This is a genomic window from Bacillus sp. FSL W8-0770, from assembly GCF_038008705.1.
Lineage (GTDB): Bacteria > Bacillota > Bacilli > Bacillales > Bacillaceae_G > Bacillus_A > Bacillus_A cereus.
Genome location: NZ_JBBOZR010000001.1, coordinates 1880005 through 1898666, shown reverse-complemented (window position 1 = coordinate 1898666; position 18662 = coordinate 1880005). Strand labels below are relative to the sequence as shown.

Genomic DNA, 18662 nt, shown 5'->3' with positions numbered 1-18662 from the left:
CCGTTTTGCGGCCTTTTTTACATTTATTGAAAGTGACTTATATCTGCAAATTGTTTCACTTTACCGATACCCTCTTCAAATTCTATTATGCTCAAACTGGCACTATGCATAAATGGATCATCCCACACATTTTCTATTTCAATTCCCGCGAAATGCCCTACAAGTAATTTTGCTGCTGCCGCATGAGAAACAATCAATATGTTTTGTCCTTTATGCTTCTCTAAAAGAAGCTGCATCCCTTCAATTACTCTTTCATAAACAGCCTCAAAATTTTCGCCTGATGTTGACTGAAAAAGATGTGGCTCATTCCAAAACAGATGTACTTCTTCTGGAAATTGCTTTTCTATATCCGCGATTGTTTGTCCTTCCCATATACCCATGTTGATTTCATAGAAATGCTCATCCGCTATAATGGGTATATCACGTTCCCCCTTTATTAACTCTGCCGTATGAAGTGTTCTTTCGCTCGGACTACTATAGATCGCATGGATTGGTAAATCTTTCATTCGATTCCCTAATTGTTTCGCCTGAACTATACCATTTTCAGTTAAAGCAGAATTTTTCCGTCCCTGCATTCGCTTCGCTACATTCCACTCTGTTTCACCATGCCTTGTTACATATATAGTTGTTTTCATTTCTTACTCCCCCTCACCATGTTGGTCGTAATTCCCACGGTTCAACTCTCCCTACAATCCACTCCGCTCGTTTACTTTCAATCCCTTTTATAATTCCATCAGCTATCTCTTCATGAGTAAGCCATCTTCCATATGTATCTTCTAAAATAAAGCCTAAAATAATTCTATGATAAATACATCGCGTACTCCCTATTTTTTGTGCAGGCATACGTGATGCTTTATTACCTAAAATATGAAATAAACTATATGTTTTAGACGACAAATCTAGTTCTTTACAAATATTTGATAGTGCATGCTTTGCACTTGTGTGTACCCATGCAACAACTAATGTGATTGGGCCATTTTTCTTAATTGTACTTTTAATAGCTAGCTTTACATCTTCATCATTATGATAATCTAACGAAAGGCATGTAATATTTTCTGGTGCAGAACTCATTCGCTTAACATTTTCTAATTTCACTTCATCTCGCCCGATAATAGAAACATAAAATCCTTTCTCACAAAGCCACATAGAAACTTTCTTTAGCATTCCTGTTCCACCAATTACAAGTGCATGCAAATGCTATCCCTCCCTAATAAAATGTCATATGAGGTTTCTCATCTCTATAATAATTTAAACGGTCTTGCAGTGTCCCTGAGTGAAACTCAAATTTATGACCGTCAGGATCAACAAAGTATATAGATTCGCAATCTCTTACATCACGTTCTCTTCCTTGTAAAATATGAACATCATTTTCTTCTAATCGCTGTATTAGACATTTAAAGTCTTCTTGTTCAACAGAAAATGCAATGTGCGTATAAGATTGATGAATCTCATTTCTCGGAATATGCGTCTCTTCATTAAGCGCTATCCATACTCCACATATGTTAAAATAAGCTAATTTTCTTCCTTTAACTAATAATTCTCCTTCTAATACTTTTTCATAAAACATAATAGAGTTTTCTAAATTAGATACCGAAAAACAAATATGATTGATTCCTCTTAACAACTATAATTCCTCCTTATACAAATAAAAGATGAGCGAAAATTCACTCATCTTTTATTATACTATTTTTTTGTAATATATGCCCATTTATAACTGAAGTCCCCGCCAAACGTATGGTTAGCAATGCCTTTTACAAATGGCTTCTCTAAATAAGCTGTACTTTGTTGGTACGTAGGAGAAATTGCTGCGTCTTGACCAATTAAGATTTTTTCAGCTTCCGCAAGTGCATTCCAGCGTGCTTTATCATCTTTTAATAGCTCTCCTTTTGATTTCGCTACTAAATCATCATACTTCGGATTAGAATAATCCATTTCATTAAATGAGCTTCCAGTAACAAACATATCAATATAAGTCATTGGATCCGGATAATCAGGGCTCCATGCAGATAATGAGAATTCATATTGGAATTTCTTTTCTAAATCTAGCTTCTGCTTGTATGGTTGCTGTTTCAAATTCACTTTAATACCAGGCAAGTTTTTCTCTAGTTCTTCCTTAATAAAGTCGCCTACTTTTTTACGGCTACCGTTATCATCGTTTAGTAATTCAACCGTAATTGTATCTTGACCAAGCTCTTTCTTCGCTTCTTCCCATAATTTTTTTGCTTTCTCTGCGTTATCTTTACTATCACGGAAGTTTTTATTTACAGAGCGGAAATCTTTTCCATCCGGACCTGTCGTGAATTTTTCAGGTACTAAGAAATATGCTGGCAATGAACCGTCATTTAAAATGACATCAGCAATTCCTTTTTTATCGTATGCTAAATCAATCGCTTCACGTACTTTTTGGTTTTTAAATGTTGCATTTTTTTGGTTAAAACGTAAGAAATATATGCGTGGATCTAACTTCGTTTTAAATTCATCTGGCTTATTCTTTTTATATTTATCAACAAATTCAGAAGTTAAAATAACTCGATCTGCTTGATCACTATCATATAAATTTACTCCCGTGCTTGTTTCCTTCACAATACTTACATTAATTTCGTCTAACTTTACAGTATCTTTATCCCAATAATTAGGATTTTTCTTTAACTGATAATTTTGTTCATGTTTCCATTGACTCATTGTAAATGGTCCATTATATACTAATTTATCTGCTTCTAATCCGTATTTATCTCCTTGCTCTTTCACATATTTTTCATTTAATGGGAAAAATGTAGGGAACGACGTAAGCTCAAGAAAATAAGGTGCTGGTTGCTCTAATTCTACTACCAACGTTTTATCATCCTTCGCTTTAACACCCAATTGATCTGCTGGTAATTCACCTTTATTTACTTTCTGTGCATTTTTCACATCAAATAAAATGAATGCATATTCTGCCGCTATTGCTTTGTCTAATGTACGTTGCCATGCATATACAAAATCTTGTGCTCGAACTGGATCACCATTTGACCATTTCGCATCACGTAATTCAAATGTATATGTCTTTTTATCTTCACTAATCTTCACATCTTTTGCCATACCTGGTGTTGGTTTATTATCTTTATCTAGACGATATAAACCTTCCATTGCATTTACAAATACACGGAAAGATACAGAATCCGTTGATTTAGATGTATCCATTGAAGGAATTTCAGCTGTTTCTAGCAAATTTAAAACTTGTTTATCTGCCATTCCCTTATTCGATTCTTTCTTCGTTGTCGAAGCCTTCTCACCATTCCCACATCCTGCAACCAATACACTCGTCGTTAACGCAAGTGCAGCAATTGTTGTTGTCTTTCTCTTCATTCTTCCTTCCCCCAATCTATATGTATAAGTTAAATCCTATATAATACATTTCATTATACAAAAGATTCTGATTATTTTAAATATTTATTTTAACAAACATAGAAAAAAGCGATCGGAAATTTCTTTCCAGCCGCTTTCTTGAATAGCATTTACTTGTAATCCATCCTCTATATCAAATGGATTTTGAACTTTAAATATTTCTTCCATCAGCTTCAAAAACTCTTCTTCAGTTTTAGATTCACCATTAACCATAAATGAGTATGGTTCCACTTCACCTAATTTATAATCGACAACAAATTGAATCTTCACCTTTTGTCTTGGCGTTCCGGTGTTATATCCTTGGAATTCTACTAATTCTAACCCTTCCGTTCCACGATAATATATCCAACCTGAATTTTGAAAATAATTTTCGAAAGATTCACCTATTGAAAAGAAAGGATATTCATAAAGCGAGCTTGTACGAACCTTTTGAATAACGTCTCGATCAGTCGGAAAAAAGAAATGACTAAAAAATATGCTGGCAACTGCTAAAATAGTAACAATTGTCGCTCCCATTTTGCTCGTTCCGCCGCTATCATTGATTAGATAGTTTTCAACTGATTTATCTTTTATTTCTCTTGCTTTTATTCGGTATATACGTCTTTCCGCAAATTGATAGTATAATCCATTTGCAAAAATCCCCATTCCAAACAGAATAAAAATGAGTAATAAAAACGTAAGAGGCACCATATTAATGATTGGCAACGCTACATTAAATCCCATATAATACGAAAATGCATCACACGCTACTAATAACAACATAAATAAAGCAGCTGGTACATAATACTTACGATATCCTAGCCAGCCTATATTGAAAATAGCAGCCCAACCATTCCAACTCCACCTAGCAATCCGCTTATTCTCAAGTTCCCATTTCCTTTTGTAATACGGATATTGTCTCCCTACATATACTTCTAGTTCTTTATCTATTAACGAACTACCTTCCTCTTGTTCATTATCCAAGTTTCGCTGACAACTTGCACAATTTAACTGTTCCTCCTCGCAAGATTGCCCACAATTTATACATTTCAAAACAATCCCTCTTCCCATTCATACGTCATTTCAAAATACCTTCGTGTTTTAATAACCACTCTTTCCTCCATAAACCACCAGCATATCCAACAAGCTTTCCACTCTTTCCTATTACACGGTGACATGGAACAATTATTGAAATTGGATTCCGACTATTTGCCCCTCCTATTGCCCGTACAGCTTTTGTATTTCCAACTTTCTCTGCAATATCTAAATATGAAGCACTTACGCCGTATGGAATAGTATAAAGTGCATCCCATACATTTTTTTGAAATGCTGTTCCCTCCGCAGACAGCGGGACCGTAAACTCTTTTCTTTTCCCTTTAAAATATTCATCTAACTCATTTATACATTGTTCTATCATTTCATTTTTATTTTCTTCTTGTCGTTCATCAACAAATATAACAGACGTAATTCCTTCTTGATTCGCTGTAATTTCAAGCAAACCTACTTCGCTTTCATAATAAGCCTGGTACATATGCCATCCTCCAATTCAGTTCATATTAGTCATTGTAACACGAATATACAAAATTTTTCGTATAAGCGTTTTATTAGAGAAACAAAAAAGAGAATGATACAATGTAAGAAAATTCAATTTAGGAGGCTATTGGATGAATTCCGAACTTTTTTCACCTTATACAATTAAGGACGTTACATTAAAAAACCGGATTGTTATGTCACCTATGTGCATGTATTCATCGGAAAACGGGGATGGCCAAGTAACGAATTTCCATCTCATTCATTATGGAACAAGAGCTGCCGGTCAAGTTGGTTTAGTTATGATTGAAGCAACAGCCGTGTTACCTGAAGGTCGAATTTCAAATAAAGACTTAGGCATTTGGGATGACAACCTAATTGAAGGCTTACATAAAACGACTACTTTTATACATGATAATGGTGCAAAAGCTGCCATTCAACTCGCTCACGCCGGAAGAAAAGCAGAATTAGAAACAGATGCGTTAGCTCCTTCAGCCATTCCATTTAATGAAACAATGAAAATGCCAATAGAAATGAGCAAACACCAAATTAAAGATACTGTATTAGCTTTTCAGCAAGCTGCAGTACGATCAAAACAAGCTGGATTTGATGTTATTGAAATACACGGTGCTCACGGTTATCTTATTAATGAATTTCTTTCTCCGCTTTCCAATGAGCGGACTGATGAATATGGTGGTTCACCTGAAAACCGCTATCGTTTCTTACGCGAAATCATTGACTCGATAAATGAAGTTTGGAACGGACCGTTATTTGTCCGTATTTCAGCAAATGATTATCATCCTGACGGGTTAACAGTTCAAGATTATGTTCAGTATACAAAATGGATGCAAGAACAAGGAGTAGATTTAATCGATTGTAGCTCTGGAGCTGTTGTCCCTGCACGCATCGATGTTTATCCTGGGTATCAAGTACAATATGCTAAACATATTAAAGAGCATACTAAGATTGCAACTGGTGCAGTTGGATTGATTACGACTGGGCCACAAGCAGAGCAAATTTTAAATAATAACGAAGCAGATTTAATTTTTATCGGACGTGAATTACTTCGCAATCCGTATTTTCCGAGAATAGCGGCCAATGAACTTGGCTTTGAATTGCAAGAACCTCACCAATATAAGCGAGCACCAGGAAAAATTCATACGAATAAATAAAACCGAGAAGTCATTCTTCTCGGTTTTATTTATTCTATCGTTGTAATTTCATTTGAATTATAAGTATGGATACCCGATTCTTCTCGCAGCGCGGTTATATACATCCCTTTCGCCACATCTTTAGCTGAAATTGGTTTATATTTTTTGAAAGCTCCTTTAAAGATAAACGGAATAATACGAGATAACTTTTCGGCCATTCGTTCGCCGAAACGAAATTCTTGTCGATTTCCTACTAATAATGATGGTCTAAAAATGTGAATACCACCGATCACTAACTTTTGCAATTCTTCTTCCATTTTTCCTTTCACTTGTGAATAAAAGAAGAATGATTTAGGATTCGCTCCCATAGAAGACACGACAAGGAAATTTTGTACCCCTTGTTTTTCAGCTAAACACGCAGCTCGTAACGTATATTCATAATCTACTTTTTTAAAATTTGCTTTTGTTTTTGCTTTTTTTATTGTTGTTCCTAAGCAACTAAAAACATCATCCACAGCAAAGAACTCTTTATATTCCTCTAATACCGAAAAATCAACTTGTTTCTGCTGTAACTTCTCATGTTGTAATTGCATTGGCTCTCTTACAAAAATAGTAACCGAATCGTAGTAATCTGATTCAAGTAATAGACGCGTTATCTCTTGTCCAACTAAACCACTTGCACCAAGTATTAACGCTGTTCGCTTATTCATATATGCATATACCTCTTATTTTACTTTTCTCTCCTTCAGTAAAATACAACCTTTAGGAGTTTCCTGCTCTTATTTTACCACAAGTAAAACACTATGCGTACGCATAGTGCTTTACTCACTCTTTTTTCTCATTTCTCTCTTGTAATTTCGTTATTGTTGTAGCGTCCCCTAAATTACTTATTAATCTTCTTAAAAAAATTAATACGAAAGATAATGGCAATACTACCGCTAATATTAATAAAATAGCTTCCATTAAGTAACCCAAGCGCTCATCCCCCTCTTTACCTCCTTTTCAATATATGAAAACAGCGTTGTCACATATGCATGCATTTGCAAAAATAATACACCTATATTTGACAACTTTATAACAAAAACAAATCGGAATGATTATTATTTATTGCAACTTTATTAAAGATGTATTATACTAAGTTCGCAAACTAAAACGTAATTATTCCGTTTTGTATTAAAATGATATTTTTCTTCTATAATTGGGGAAAATATATCCGTAAAAAAAGAAAAGAGGAGAACTTCATGCCTAAAAGATTGACTATATTTTCATTCTTACTTATTTTTACCTTAATTTTCGCTGGCTGCTCAAATAAAAAAGAAAGTAATGCCAAGAAAGATGGAAAGCTAACAGTTTATACAACGATTTTCCCACTTGCTGATTTCGCAAAGAAAATCGGTGGCGACTATGTAAATGTTGAAGCGATTTACCCACCTGGTGCAGATTCACATACATTTGAACCAAGTCAAAAACAAACAGTACAAGTTGCAAAAGCCGATTTATTTGTTTATAACGGCGCTGAATTAGAACCATTTGCTGAAAAAATGGAAAAAACATTACAAAAAGAAAATGTTAAAATTGTAAATGCATCTAAAGGTATTGAGCTTCGTGCTTCTACTGAAGAAGAGCATCATGATCATGGAGATGGCCATAAAGAAGATGAACATCATCACGATAAAGACCCGCATGTTTGGTTAGATCCTACTCTAGCAATGAAACAGGCAGAAAAAATTAAAAATGCACTTGTAGAATTACAACCTGAACATAAACAAGAATTCGAAAAAAACTTTGCAGCACTTCAAACTAAATTTACTGATTTAGACGATGGATTTAAGGCAGCTGTAGCGAACGCAAAAACGAAAGAAATTTTAGTTTCTCATGCTGCCTATGGTTACTGGGAACAACGATACGGCCTAAAACAAATTCCTATCGCTGGAATTTCAGCTTCTGATGAACCATCTCAAAAGCAGCTTGCTGACATTACAAAAACAGTAAAAGAACATAATCTAAAATATATTTTATTCGAAACATTCTCTACTCCAAAAGTAGCATCCGTAATTCAAAAAGAAACTGGTACAAAAGTTTTACGCTTAAATCACTTAGCTACTATTTCTGAAGATGATGCAAAAAATAATAAAGATTACTTCACTTTAATGGAAGAAAACGTAAATACATTGAAAGAAGCAACAAACTAATCCATTATATTTTCTAGGCAGCTGAATCTGTTATTCAGCTGCCTTTTTATGTATTTATCCTTGACTTGACCAAAATAACAAGTAAAATTATCCATATTAGCTTTAAAGCTATATTAATTTAGAAGGTGAGTTGGAATTATGAATCTTCACATTTGTGAAGTAACAGCAAAAAATTGGCGTTCAGTAGTTGCTTTAGACGTCGCAAAAGATCAGCAACAATTTATTGAAAGTAACGCGTTTTCTTTAGCAGAATCATTATATGAAGGAAACGGAACGTCAGTAGGTTTATATGATGGAGAAACACTTGTAGGATACGCAATGTATGGATGGTATTCAGTAAAACATAAAAGTGTATGGCTCGATCGCTTTATGATTGACCAACAATATCAAGGAAAAGGATACGCAAAATGTTTCCTTCGCTTACTCATTCAATTCTTACAAGAAAAATTTGAATGCAAAATAATTTACTTAAGTTTACATCCAGACAACAAACTTGCAATGGGACTGTATGAATCATTTGGTTTCCGCTTAAATGGGGATATTGATGATGAAGGTCCAGTTGTAGGTGTTGTAATGGAGTTACTAATAGACGAAAATACAAGCCTGTGAAAACAGGCTTTTTATTATACATTTATCAATTTTTAGTTTCTTTCCCTTATTTAATTCTGTTTTGCAATCTAATAGAATGTTCATAAAAAATAAGCCTGCAATTTACGCAGACTTATTTCACACACTCCTCGAAATGTTCTTGGAACCACTCTTTATTAATATCTCTTCCGATAAAAACTACTTCACTTACTCGCTCTTCGCCCTCTTGCCACTCTCTATCATACGAAGCAGCAAATAACGTATGTACGCCTTGGAAAACGATACGTTTATCTACTCCGTCTATCGATAAAATTCCTTTGTAACGATATAAATATTCCCCTAGCTCTTGAACGACAGCTGACATCCACTCATTAAGCTTTTGTAAATCCAGCGGACGTTCTTCACGTAATACAAATGATTTCACACCTTCTAAGTGGTTATGTTCTTTATGAGGGTAAATTTGCAACGTATCTTTCGTTTTAAACGTTTGGATTTGTAATAAAGATGGTATATCTACCTCACAGTTAGTCGCCTCAATTAACTTTGCAGTCGGGTTAATCCCTTGAATTTCATGCAAGAGATTTTCTTTCTCATTCTCTTCAATTAAATCTAATTTATTTACTAAAACGACATCAGCAAACGCAATTTGCTCTTTTGCTTCTAATCCTTTTTCAAAATGTTTATGTATATGATAACTATCTACCACCGTTACAACACCGTTAATTTGGTAAGCAGATTGGATGACTGGATCTAAAAAGAATGTTTGAATAATCGGCCCTGGATTTGCAAGGCCAGTCGTTTCAATTACTAAACCATCAAAATCCATTTTCCCTTCTGCTTTTACGTCCAGTAATTGTTTTAAAGCGACGAGTAAATCTTCACGTACAGTACAACATAAACATCCATTTGTCATTTCCATAATTTCTTCTTCCACATTCATAATCAACTGATTATCAATGCCAATTTGCCCTATTTCATTTACAATCACCGCTAATTTCTTACCGTGATTTTCTGATAAAATACGATTTAATAAAGTCGTTTTCCCTGATCCAAGAAAACCAGTTAATATTGTTACTGGAATCATTTCGTACCTCTCCTTATACCTATATGTTTCTACATTATAGCATATGAACACTCCCCCACTTAACAAAGCTTGAAGTGGGGGTTTCTAACGTTTCGACCTAACGAACGATTAACGTCAGGGGAGTTAACACATTAGCGAGCTGTTTCACGCCTAACCCCTCTCTCCCATTTGTCCATGCATTTGGGATTACTTTTCGTAAAATGTTAGCCGCAGCATTTACATCTGCATTAATTAAAGTTTTATTTGCTGAACGATATATACCGCGCTTTATTCGTTTTCCTGAAAAAGTTGTATTTTGGTCATTTTCTCCATACGTTGGAATGAAGTCGTTATCCAGAAAACTTGCTTTCGATGTATATGATTCTTCAGTTACAACAACTTGAATGCCTACAGCATTTGCTTTGTATGTAATCATTTGAATCAGTAAATTATGCGGGATATGACAAAACGATTGGTTATTTCTTTTTCCCATATTCGTTTCTTGTTTCCAACTTTTGTTTTGACCAATAACGATTTTACAAACTTCTTCTTCTTGAGCTAGTTTTACGATGTGGTGACTAACTTTATGGAAGACGTCTTTTATTTTCAAGTAACGTTTTTGATGAAGTTTTTCTATCCTTTTAGAAGTAAAAGGTCCTTCATTCGTTTGTTTTCCATTTCTAAGAATGCTTGTAAAATGACTCTTCATTTTGTTGTAATATTGATTTATGCTTTTGACATGTTTGCCCTTAACAAGGACAGGTTTCATACCTGTGTTTGTTACGATGGTTGCAAGGTTATCAATCCCTAAATCAATACTCATATAACGAGCATTCGCTTCAATCATTTGTTGTTCAGAAGGAACATCAATTACCAATTCCACTACATATTCATTGTATTTTGGAATCACACGAACTTGTTTCAGTTTACCTTCAGTGAAACCTAGTTTCCCAATATTTAATTGCAATTTCGTCTTTGGAAACTTTAAAAATCTACCGTTTTTAATGATGCAATCTTGGTTTGTATACAGAATCTCTTTTTCAGAAGAACGAATATACTTTGGAATCCTAGGCATTCCATCATATTTGTTTGGATTCTTTTTATAGTCTTTTAAACTAGCAAAAAAAGATTTCCAATTTTGGAACAAACCTTTCATGATGGACTGGCTACATTGCGTAGGCAAAGCTCGATAATCATTTTGAATCATAGCCTTAAATAGTGCATCTAGAAAGTTGTAATCTACATAAGGTTTTTCAAAATTAGGTTCTGAAAACAAATTACATGTAATCTCTTTCTGTTCTTCTTTAGGCTTTACTTTCTCTTTTTCCAATTCCTTCCGATAGACAAGACGTTGTGTGTCATTCATCTTCCCAATATTTTTATGAATATTATCCAGAACTTCTTTTTGCAAAGGCTGCAACTCTTTTTCTTGTGTTAATCCAGTGTACACCTGGCGTATATAAAAGTTTGTGGTGTTGTACATATTCTTAGCGTTATGACAACATTCTTGAAAATAAGAATACATACGATGCCCTTTTTTTATCCAGATTTGAAGAGTTTTATAGTTTGATGGATTTTCTTTTGCCATTTTATTCACCTCCTAGTTAAGGATATTATAGCAAAAAAGAACATACGTTTCCGTTTTTTTCTCAAAAATAAAATATTTCTTTCGATTCACCTCACCACCTTCATTTACGTTTAGAGATGGGAGTCCTCTCGAAAGGCATGATAGAAAAAATCGTTTTTATAGCAAAACATATTTATTGTCTGTACACCTAATTAACTATATAATAACATGTAGTAAAAAAGCCTTTTCAAAACATTATTATTCATCAAGGGGGTACTTATAATGGAGCGAGTTCAAATGGCTGAAACGCTAGAATTTTCTCGTATTATTCAAGGATTTTGGCGTTTAGCAGAATGGAATATGACAAAACAAGAATTACTTTCTTTCATTGAAGATTGTATGGATATGGGAATTACTACTTTTGATCACGCTGATATTTACGGCGCATATACGTGTGAAGGGGTATTTGGCGAAGCTTTACAATTAAAGCCTTCCTTACGAGAAAACATGCAAATTATTACAAAGTGTGGAATCGCTCCCCCATCACCGAAATTTCCAGAGCGATATGTTGCTCACTACAATACTAGTACAGAGCATATTATGCAAAGTGTAGAAGCATCACTTAAAAATTTACATACAGATTATATTGACGTATTACTTATTCATCGTCCCGATCCTTTTATGGATCCAAATGAAGTGGCAAAAGCATTTTCACAATTAAAACAAGAAGGGAAAGTTCGTCACTTCGGTGTATCTAACTTCTTACCTTCACAATTTAATATGTTAAGTTCGTACTTAGATTTCCCACTTATTACGAACCAAATTGAAGTTTCTGCATTACAGCTTGAGCATTTTGAAAAAGGGACAATTGATTTATGCCAAGAAAAACGAATCAATCCAATGATTTGGTCACCTCTTGCTGGTGGGGAGATTTTTACTGGTCAATCAGAACGCGCCGTACGTGTACGTGAAACTGTGCAAAAAGTTGCCACTGAGCTAGGTGTTTCTAGTATCGATACGGTTATGTATGCTTGGTTACTTGCTCATCCAGCTAATATGATGCCAATCGTTGGCTCTGGTAAATTAGATCGCGTAAAAACTGCCGCTCTTGCTACAAAAGTTAACTTAGACCGTCAACAATGGTTTACAATTTTCGAAAGCTCTAATGGACATCCTGTACCATAATGCATAAAAAGAAGAGCTATTTTCTTACAGCTCTTCTTTTTCATATGTATTTCTAGTCATGGCAAATACACACATATCCCTTAATCCGTTTCCATCTACCGCAACACTCGCACTTTCTAACGTACCTTCTAACTTAAAACCTAATTTCTCAGGTATCGCTCTACTCTTCTTATTTAAAGAATCACAACGAACTTCTACACGATTTGCTTTTAATTCAGAAAAAGCGTAATCCGTTATACCTTTCGCAGCCTCTACCATATAGCCTTTTCCGCTAAACCTTGTATCAATCCAATATCCGATTTCAAATTGAGGTATATCCCAATTAATACGATGTAATCCAGCTGATGCAATAAATTCACCTGTTTCTTTCGAAAATACTAGTAATCTTAAATCCTCACGTTGCAAAAATTGAATATGTGATTTTCTAATACTTTCTTCTACTTCTTGCTCTGTTTGCTCTTTTTGTGCAAACACCATCCAAGGTTTTAGTTCTTGTATTGAAGCCTGAATTGCATCATATACAACTTTACCATCTCCTGGTTTCGGCATTCGAATAAAAAGTCTATCAGTATAAAATTCAGAAGGAAAATCGAATAATAACGGATTCACTGTAAACACTCCCTATATTTCTTTTATATATAATAATATCCATCTGAAGTTATATAGCAAAGAATTTTCTGAATTGAAAACCTTTTACTCATTCACTTCCACCGCTACACGAATTCCAGATTCAATCGCACCTTGAATCCATCCGTGATATAGCGTTGTATGATCTCCAGCGAAGAATATTCTCCCCTCTGGTTTGACAATCGCTGGTTGCAGCTCAGATTCTTGACCTGCTTGAAAAAGTGCAAATCCTCCAAGCGCATACGGATCCAATGTCCAGCTTTTTGAAATTCCAGATATGAACTCATCATACACTTGACCACCTAATATTGTTGCTAAGTTGTGTAATGCGTAATAAATACGATCCCCTTTTGATAAACCATCCCATAACAACGCGTCATAAGACCATGTATAGCTACCTAACATCATAGCCGGTCCTTTCTCCCCAATTCCATAACTTGGATAATAGGCATAACGAATTGGCAAATCTGTTATAATTCTGCCACCTAATTGTCCTTGTTCTTCCCAAAATCGGCTTTTAAATTGAATTCCTATTTTCGTCGCAGGCATATAATGTAATTCACGAATTGCTTTCCATTTTTCATGAGATATAGAATCAAACGGATCTACTTCTACAAAACGCATTGTCGAAAACGGAATGGTAACAATAACTAAATCTCCTGTAATACTACTATATTCAAAAGTTTCCTCGTTCCGATAGAAAGCTGTCACACCATTATCGTGTTGATGTAACTTCATTAATTTTTGATTATATATAATATTCTCTTCTAATTGCGGTAAAAATGACTTTGGCAATCTATCATTCCCGCCCACAATTTCACAAAATCCGCTCTCCTCTTGCATAATGTATAGAAAGCGTAAAGTCTCTACAAACGACCGTTCCAAAAAACCTTCTAAATCTAATAAAACACCAATCATCTCAATTGTTACTGGTGAAAAGTAAGTATTATACTGATAAGGATGATACTTTAAAAATTGTCCAGTAGAGTATCTCCCAAAATCCTTTACAACAACGTCCCAATTTTTTTCTGGGTTCTTTTTTATAAAATTTATAATGGGCTGTACCGCTAACAATAATAATTCCTCTGACGTTTTTCCAACTTCATTCATTTCCACAGGATATCTTAGAATACTTGGGTCTTTTTCATATTGTTTTAACGTCGTTTTCCGTCCATTTACGTATATAATATCCGTCTCATTCCTATTAATAAAAGGTCTCACCTGTAGCCTAAATTTTCTTATATATGCCATCGTTAATGTATGTGAATAAGGAATCCTCATTGCTCCAACATCTAAATATAATCCGGTATCTTCCATTCTAACTGTTTCTATACGACCACCTACCCGGTTATTTGCTTCAAAAATTTTCACATCATGTCCTGCAGCCTTTAATAAAGAAGCTGAAACTAACCCAGCCATACCAGCTCCCACTACAATAATTTGTTTTGGGCTTATCGTCTTCTTCAATCCTTTATCTATAACTTTTAACGCTTCATCCATTTCAGTATTATACATTATATCTTTCTGCACAATTCCACCCCTTACTTCATCAAATGGACGTTAGTGGTTTAGTGCATTTTATTCATAAATCCCCATAAACATAACACCATTGCAATTTGAATATTCACTAAAAGTACATAAGAGACAGATCTCACTTTTCTTTATACTTCGTATAATATAGCAACTACAAAGAAGGAGTGGTTAAAAATGAAACATACTTATGACTACGATGCTACAAAAAAACATTTAGAATTAAAGAAACAAAACTTATGTAAAAAACTTAGCAATATGACACTATCTGAAAAAGAACGTGAACAACTAAAGCGTGAAATTGACAACTATGAATATATTTTAAATCTAGTCGAAATGAATCATTATGAACGCGGATTTTCTCGTTAAAAGCGGAAATAAGATTATCCGCTTTTCATTTTGAGCATTTCACTACGCATTTTTCATAAGTAAATATATAATAGGATGTACATTAAGATTGAGAGGTATATTCTATGATCAAGTTAAGTGTATTAGACCAATCACCTATTTCAGATGGTAGCACAGCAGCCCAAGCTTTTTCACATACAGTTACGCTTGCACAAGAAGTTGAAAAACTCGGATTCACACGTTTTTGGGTATCCGAACATCATAATTCCGTAAGCTTAGCTGGTTCAAGTCCAGAAATACTTATTTCTCATATTGCCGCAAAAACGGACCGTATTAGAGTCGGTTCAGGTGGTGTTATGTTACCGCATTATAGCCCATATAAAGTTGCTGAGAATTTCCGTGTTCTAGAAGCATTGTATCCGAACCGCATCGATCTCGGTGTTGGTAGAGCGCCTGGTGGTATGCCAATAGCAACTCGCGCACTTCAAGAAGGGAAAATGGTCTCACTTGATCAATACCCAGAACAAATTGCAGACGTTGCAATGTACTTACATGATCAAGTACCAGAAAACCATCACTATGCAAACTTAAAAGCCACTCCAGTTATCCCAACGTCTCCTGAAATGTGGATGCTCGGTTCTAGCGGAGAGAGTGCTAAAATTGCTGCAAACAACGGAGCTTCTTTCGCATTTGCACAATTTATTAACGGCTTCGGAGGCCCTGAAGTTATGAGGGCTTACCAAGAACAATATGAGCCTTCATTTTTAGGAGATAAGCCTAATTCAATCGTTGCCATCTTTGTTATATGCGGAGAAACAAATGAAGAAGCGGAAAAAATTGCTTCTAGTTTAGATTTATCAATCTTATTATTAGAGCAAGGAAAACGAACTACTGGTACACCTTCTATTGAAACTGCTCAAAATTATTCATACAGCGCTTATGATTTATTCCGTATAAAAGAAAATCGTCAACGTATGATTGTTGGTGATCCGTCTTCTGTAAAAGAAAAAATAATAAACTTAAGCAAAGCATACAATACTGACGAATTTATGATTGTCACGATTACTCATCAATTTGAACATAAATTAAATTCTTATCGCTTACTAGCAAATGCTTTTAATTTATAATTCTAAAAAGAGATGCATCACATGTGATGCATCTCTTTTTCTTACTACTTATTGTTTTCATTTCCTATATATTCAATAGCTTCTTTTAATAGCTCTTCAAAGTTAATAGGATAATCATGATCTAAGTCAGGCACAACTTTATACTTATGTTCTATATTTTTCTCTCTTAATAGTTGTACAAATTGCTGCGTGGATTCGAAACAATCTTCATCTTGATCCCCGCATACTATATATCCTTTTATATGTTTATCCTTCAGCACTCTTAGCAACTCATCCCACTCTTCAATCTCAGGAAGCCATGGTGCCATAAAAATAAAACCATCTACATTTATATCTTTTTGTAAAATCGTATATAAAGCTACTCTCGCCCCTGCAGAAAAACCACCAATGATTACACTTTCTACTGTATGACTTTCTATAAACTTATTGTAATGCTCTTTTAATTCCTCTTTCCCTCTCTCTATATCCTCCCAAACAAATCCATCTGAAAACTCAATTTGTGAAGACTGTGGTAAAGCTAACGTATAATCTTGTATCAAAACAGATTTCCAATATGGTTCTACTATTTGCATATTTTCTTGGTTACCATGCAATGTAAGTAGTAGATTTCCTTCTTTCTTGCTGTATATATATTTCACATCTGGTCTTTCCTTTTTATGTGCTAATTCTTCTCTTTCTTTACATAATTGCACCATTGTATGAAATTCTTCAAATTTATGTAGTGATTTTAAATCTTCGTCGGAAATTAAATACTCATTTCCATACCAGAATCCCTTTTCTATAATGGCCTCTCTCATTAAATGTAATGCTTCTTTTTCAAGTCCCGATGCACTTGCGAGTGCATACTTAAAATTATATATTTGCGCCTCATTCCCTATTACACCTGTAGCGTTTTCCATTATATAATTGTACGCTTCAAAACTTCCTTTATTTGCATAACAACGTAACGTTTCATTTAATAATTGAATGTAAGTCATACTATTTTTCATGTACCAATTCCCCCGAAACCTTTTATAATATTTGTTTGCGAATCTTTATACCACTTTGTATAACCCACGCTAACAATACCTTATTCTCAGAATTATGCTTAATAGTTACTCTTCCCTGTCCAATACATTTAGTATAAATAAGAATAGACTGAAAAATCAATATTTTAATAAACAAAAAAAGACAACAATATATGTATTGTTGTTTTCATTACATCTACCCGCTCTTTTGTTTTTTTCTATCTGGTTTACTTGAAACTAAATAATGTTTTTCTGAAATATATAAGTCTCTTTTTAAGCTACGATTTAAGTAAGGTCCTAGTTTCATTCCGCATATGAGGCGATCTTCGCTACCTTCAACAATTGGGAACATTTCTTTTTCTGTTACGTATTGATCTACTGCTTTTTGTACGACATCAATTTCTTTCACTAGGTTTAAATTTTCTGCTGTATGTTCAAATACCTCAAGCGTTTCCTTCGTTATGAGAAAAACATTTGTTGGAAATGCAGGTAAATATGGTTTTAACAAATCATAATTTACTGTATAATCATCATTTACTAATACTGTATAAACGATATTAGCATTCGTTTCTAAAAACTGAGCCATCGCTTGTTCTAATTCATCTTTCGTAATTTCCCGCTCTTCTTTTCCAGTTCTGAAAAAGCGAAACATCGCATCGCCTCCTTTTTACTATATTATAGCATAAAAGAAAACTGAAAAATCATAAAAAAACCCATTGAAATAATTTTTCAATGGGTTTCTATATATTTATCGTTATTTTAAGAATGCACTTAGCATCCATACATGCTGTTCTAATGTTGTATGAATTGCTAACAGCATGTCAGCTGATGTTTCATCGCCAGCTTCACCCGCAACTTCCATACCTTCTTTTAATTCTTGAATAAGTGCAGAATAATCATTCACTAATGTTTGTACCATTTCTTCTGCAGATTCTTTGCTTGTCCCTTCGCTGACACTAGATGTTGCGAGATATTCTTTCATTGTCGCTAATGGTTTACCTTCTAAAGCTAAAATACGTTCTGCTAACTCATCAATATACGTTCCAGCCTCATTATAAAACTCTTCAAATTTCTCATGTAATGTAAAGAAGTGTGGCCCTGTCACATACCAGTGATAATTATGTAATTTAACATATAACACATTCCAGTTTGCTACCTGCTTGTTTAATACTTCAACAACATTTGTTTTCGTACTCATACAATCACTCCTCTTATCATTTTGTAATGTTTATCTTTTAATAACTTAATTACATTTTACCATACATTCCCTTTCCTTTCGAACAATTGGCTTATATGTAACAAAGTTTTAACACCTTTAATGCTTCCCTAATATCATTTAATTCATGTATTTTTTCAACCACTTCATACGTCTAATTGTCCAAGC

21 protein-coding genes are annotated in these 18662 nt (G+C 34.2%); 6 read left to right on the top strand and 15 right to left on the bottom strand.

Annotated features, from left to right (window positions below):
• Positions 1–23: 23 nt before the first annotated feature.
• The 6 genes from NST27_RS09835 to NST27_RS09810 form a co-directional block, all read right to left on the bottom strand.
• Positions 24–635: a phosphoserine phosphatase 1 gene (locus tag NST27_RS09835; protein ID WP_000858827.1), complete on the bottom strand. Its 612-nt coding sequence runs from the start codon at positions 633–635 to the stop codon at positions 24–26.
• A gap of 13 nt (positions 636–648) precedes the next feature.
• Entirely contained in the window at positions 649–1194 is a 546-nt protein-coding gene (locus tag NST27_RS09830) for a short-chain dehydrogenase (RefSeq protein ID WP_000543116.1), read from the bottom strand.
• Between the two features lie 13 nt (positions 1195–1207).
• A complete protein-coding gene (gene fosB / locus NST27_RS09825) occupies positions 1208–1624 on the bottom strand; it encodes a FosBx1 family fosfomycin resistance bacillithiol transferase (RefSeq protein WP_000943769.1) in 417 nt (138 codons plus the stop codon).
• A 59-nt stretch (positions 1625–1683) separates the two neighbouring features.
• Positions 1684–3345, bottom strand: a complete 1662-nt coding sequence (locus NST27_RS09820) for a peptide ABC transporter substrate-binding protein (protein ID WP_000824273.1) — start codon at positions 3343–3345, stop codon at positions 1684–1686.
• 84 nt (positions 3346–3429) lie between these two features.
• Entirely contained in the window at positions 3430–4434 is a 1005-nt protein-coding gene (locus NST27_RS09815) for a DUF2628 domain-containing protein (RefSeq protein WP_080009045.1), read from the bottom strand.
• Between the two features lie 7 nt (positions 4435–4441).
• Positions 4442–4894, bottom strand: coding sequence for a methylated-DNA--[protein]-cysteine S-methyltransferase (locus NST27_RS09810; RefSeq protein WP_000283913.1), 453 nt, complete (start codon positions 4892–4894; stop codon positions 4442–4444).
• A gap of 133 nt (positions 4895–5027) precedes the next feature.
• On the opposite strand from NST27_RS09810, the gene namA reads away from it, so the two are divergent.
• Entirely contained in the window at positions 5028–6065 is a 1038-nt protein-coding gene (namA, locus tag NST27_RS09805; RefSeq protein WP_001083643.1) for an NADPH dehydrogenase NamA, read from the top strand.
• Positions 6066–6094: 29 nt separating this feature from the next.
• Here namA and NST27_RS09800 read toward each other — a convergent pair whose 3' ends face one another.
• Both NST27_RS09800 and NST27_RS09795 read right to left on the bottom strand, forming a co-directional pair.
• Positions 6095–6754: an oxidoreductase gene (locus NST27_RS09800; RefSeq protein WP_001042736.1), complete on the bottom strand. Its 660-nt coding sequence runs from the start codon at positions 6752–6754 to the stop codon at positions 6095–6097.
• A 115-nt stretch (positions 6755–6869) separates the two neighbouring features.
• The gene (locus tag NST27_RS09795; protein ID WP_000540933.1) at positions 6870–7019 is read right to left on the bottom strand and encodes a hypothetical protein; all 150 of its coding nucleotides are present in this window, start codon (positions 7017–7019) and stop codon (positions 6870–6872) included.
• 266 nt (positions 7020–7285) lie between these two features.
• On the opposite strand from NST27_RS09795, the gene NST27_RS09790 reads away from it, so the two are divergent.
• Both NST27_RS09790 and NST27_RS09785 read left to right on the top strand, forming a co-directional pair.
• Entirely contained in the window at positions 7286–8236 is a 951-nt protein-coding gene (locus NST27_RS09790) for a metal ABC transporter substrate-binding protein (protein WP_001126151.1), read from the top strand.
• 138 nt (positions 8237–8374) lie between these two features.
• Positions 8375–8845 carry a GNAT family N-acetyltransferase gene (locus tag NST27_RS09785; RefSeq protein WP_001048675.1) on the top strand — a complete coding sequence of 157 codons (471 nt, stop codon included), beginning with the start codon at positions 8375–8377 and terminating at the stop codon, positions 8843–8845.
• A 112-nt stretch (positions 8846–8957) separates the two neighbouring features.
• On the opposite strand, the gene NST27_RS09780 is transcribed toward NST27_RS09785, so the two are convergent.
• Both NST27_RS09780 and NST27_RS09775 read right to left on the bottom strand, forming a co-directional pair.
• Entirely contained in the window at positions 8958–9908 is a 951-nt protein-coding gene (locus NST27_RS09780) for a CobW family GTP-binding protein (protein WP_000613422.1), read from the bottom strand.
• Positions 9909–10005: 97 nt separating this feature from the next.
• Entirely contained in the window at positions 10006–11475 is a 1470-nt protein-coding gene (locus NST27_RS09775; RefSeq protein ID WP_001040869.1) for an RNA-guided endonuclease InsQ/TnpB family protein, read from the bottom strand.
• A gap of 261 nt (positions 11476–11736) precedes the next feature.
• On the opposite strand from NST27_RS09775, the gene NST27_RS09770 reads away from it, so the two are divergent.
• Entirely contained in the window at positions 11737–12639 is a 903-nt protein-coding gene (locus NST27_RS09770) for an aldo/keto reductase (RefSeq protein WP_000442787.1), read from the top strand.
• A 24-nt stretch (positions 12640–12663) separates the two neighbouring features.
• On the opposite strand, the gene NST27_RS09765 is transcribed toward NST27_RS09770, so the two are convergent.
• Both NST27_RS09765 and NST27_RS09760 read right to left on the bottom strand, forming a co-directional pair.
• Complete coding sequence (locus tag NST27_RS09765) at positions 12664–13248, bottom strand: GNAT family N-acetyltransferase (protein ID WP_047385993.1); 585 nt, start codon at positions 13246–13248, stop codon at positions 12664–12666.
• Positions 13249–13332: 84 nt separating this feature from the next.
• Entirely contained in the window at positions 13333–14796 is a 1464-nt protein-coding gene (locus NST27_RS09760; protein ID WP_047385991.1) for a flavin monoamine oxidase family protein, read from the bottom strand.
• A gap of 177 nt (positions 14797–14973) precedes the next feature.
• On the opposite strand from NST27_RS09760, the gene NST27_RS09755 reads away from it, so the two are divergent.
• Both NST27_RS09755 and NST27_RS09750 read left to right on the top strand, forming a co-directional pair.
• Positions 14974–15165, top strand: a complete 192-nt coding sequence (locus NST27_RS09755) for a DUF3896 family protein (protein WP_000683359.1) — start codon at positions 14974–14976, stop codon at positions 15163–15165.
• Between the two features lie 104 nt (positions 15166–15269).
• The gene (locus NST27_RS09750) at positions 15270–16271 is read left to right on the top strand and encodes an LLM class flavin-dependent oxidoreductase (RefSeq protein WP_000594042.1); all 1002 of its coding nucleotides are present in this window, start codon (positions 15270–15272) and stop codon (positions 16269–16271) included.
• 44 nt (positions 16272–16315) lie between these two features.
• Here NST27_RS09750 and NST27_RS09745 read toward each other — a convergent pair whose 3' ends face one another.
• From NST27_RS09745 to NST27_RS09735, 3 genes are all read right to left on the bottom strand, one after another.
• The gene (locus NST27_RS09745; protein ID WP_000798322.1) at positions 16316–17260 is read right to left on the bottom strand and encodes an alpha/beta hydrolase; all 945 of its coding nucleotides are present in this window, start codon (positions 17258–17260) and stop codon (positions 16316–16318) included.
• A gap of 214 nt (positions 17261–17474) precedes the next feature.
• Positions 17475–17930, bottom strand: a complete 456-nt coding sequence (locus NST27_RS09740) for a DUF3939 domain-containing protein (RefSeq protein ID WP_000488206.1) — start codon at positions 17928–17930, stop codon at positions 17475–17477.
• Positions 17931–18032: 102 nt separating this feature from the next.
• Entirely contained in the window at positions 18033–18476 is a 444-nt protein-coding gene (locus NST27_RS09735) for a Dps family protein (protein WP_000105199.1), read from the bottom strand.
• Between the last annotated feature and the right edge of the window lie 186 nt (positions 18477–18662).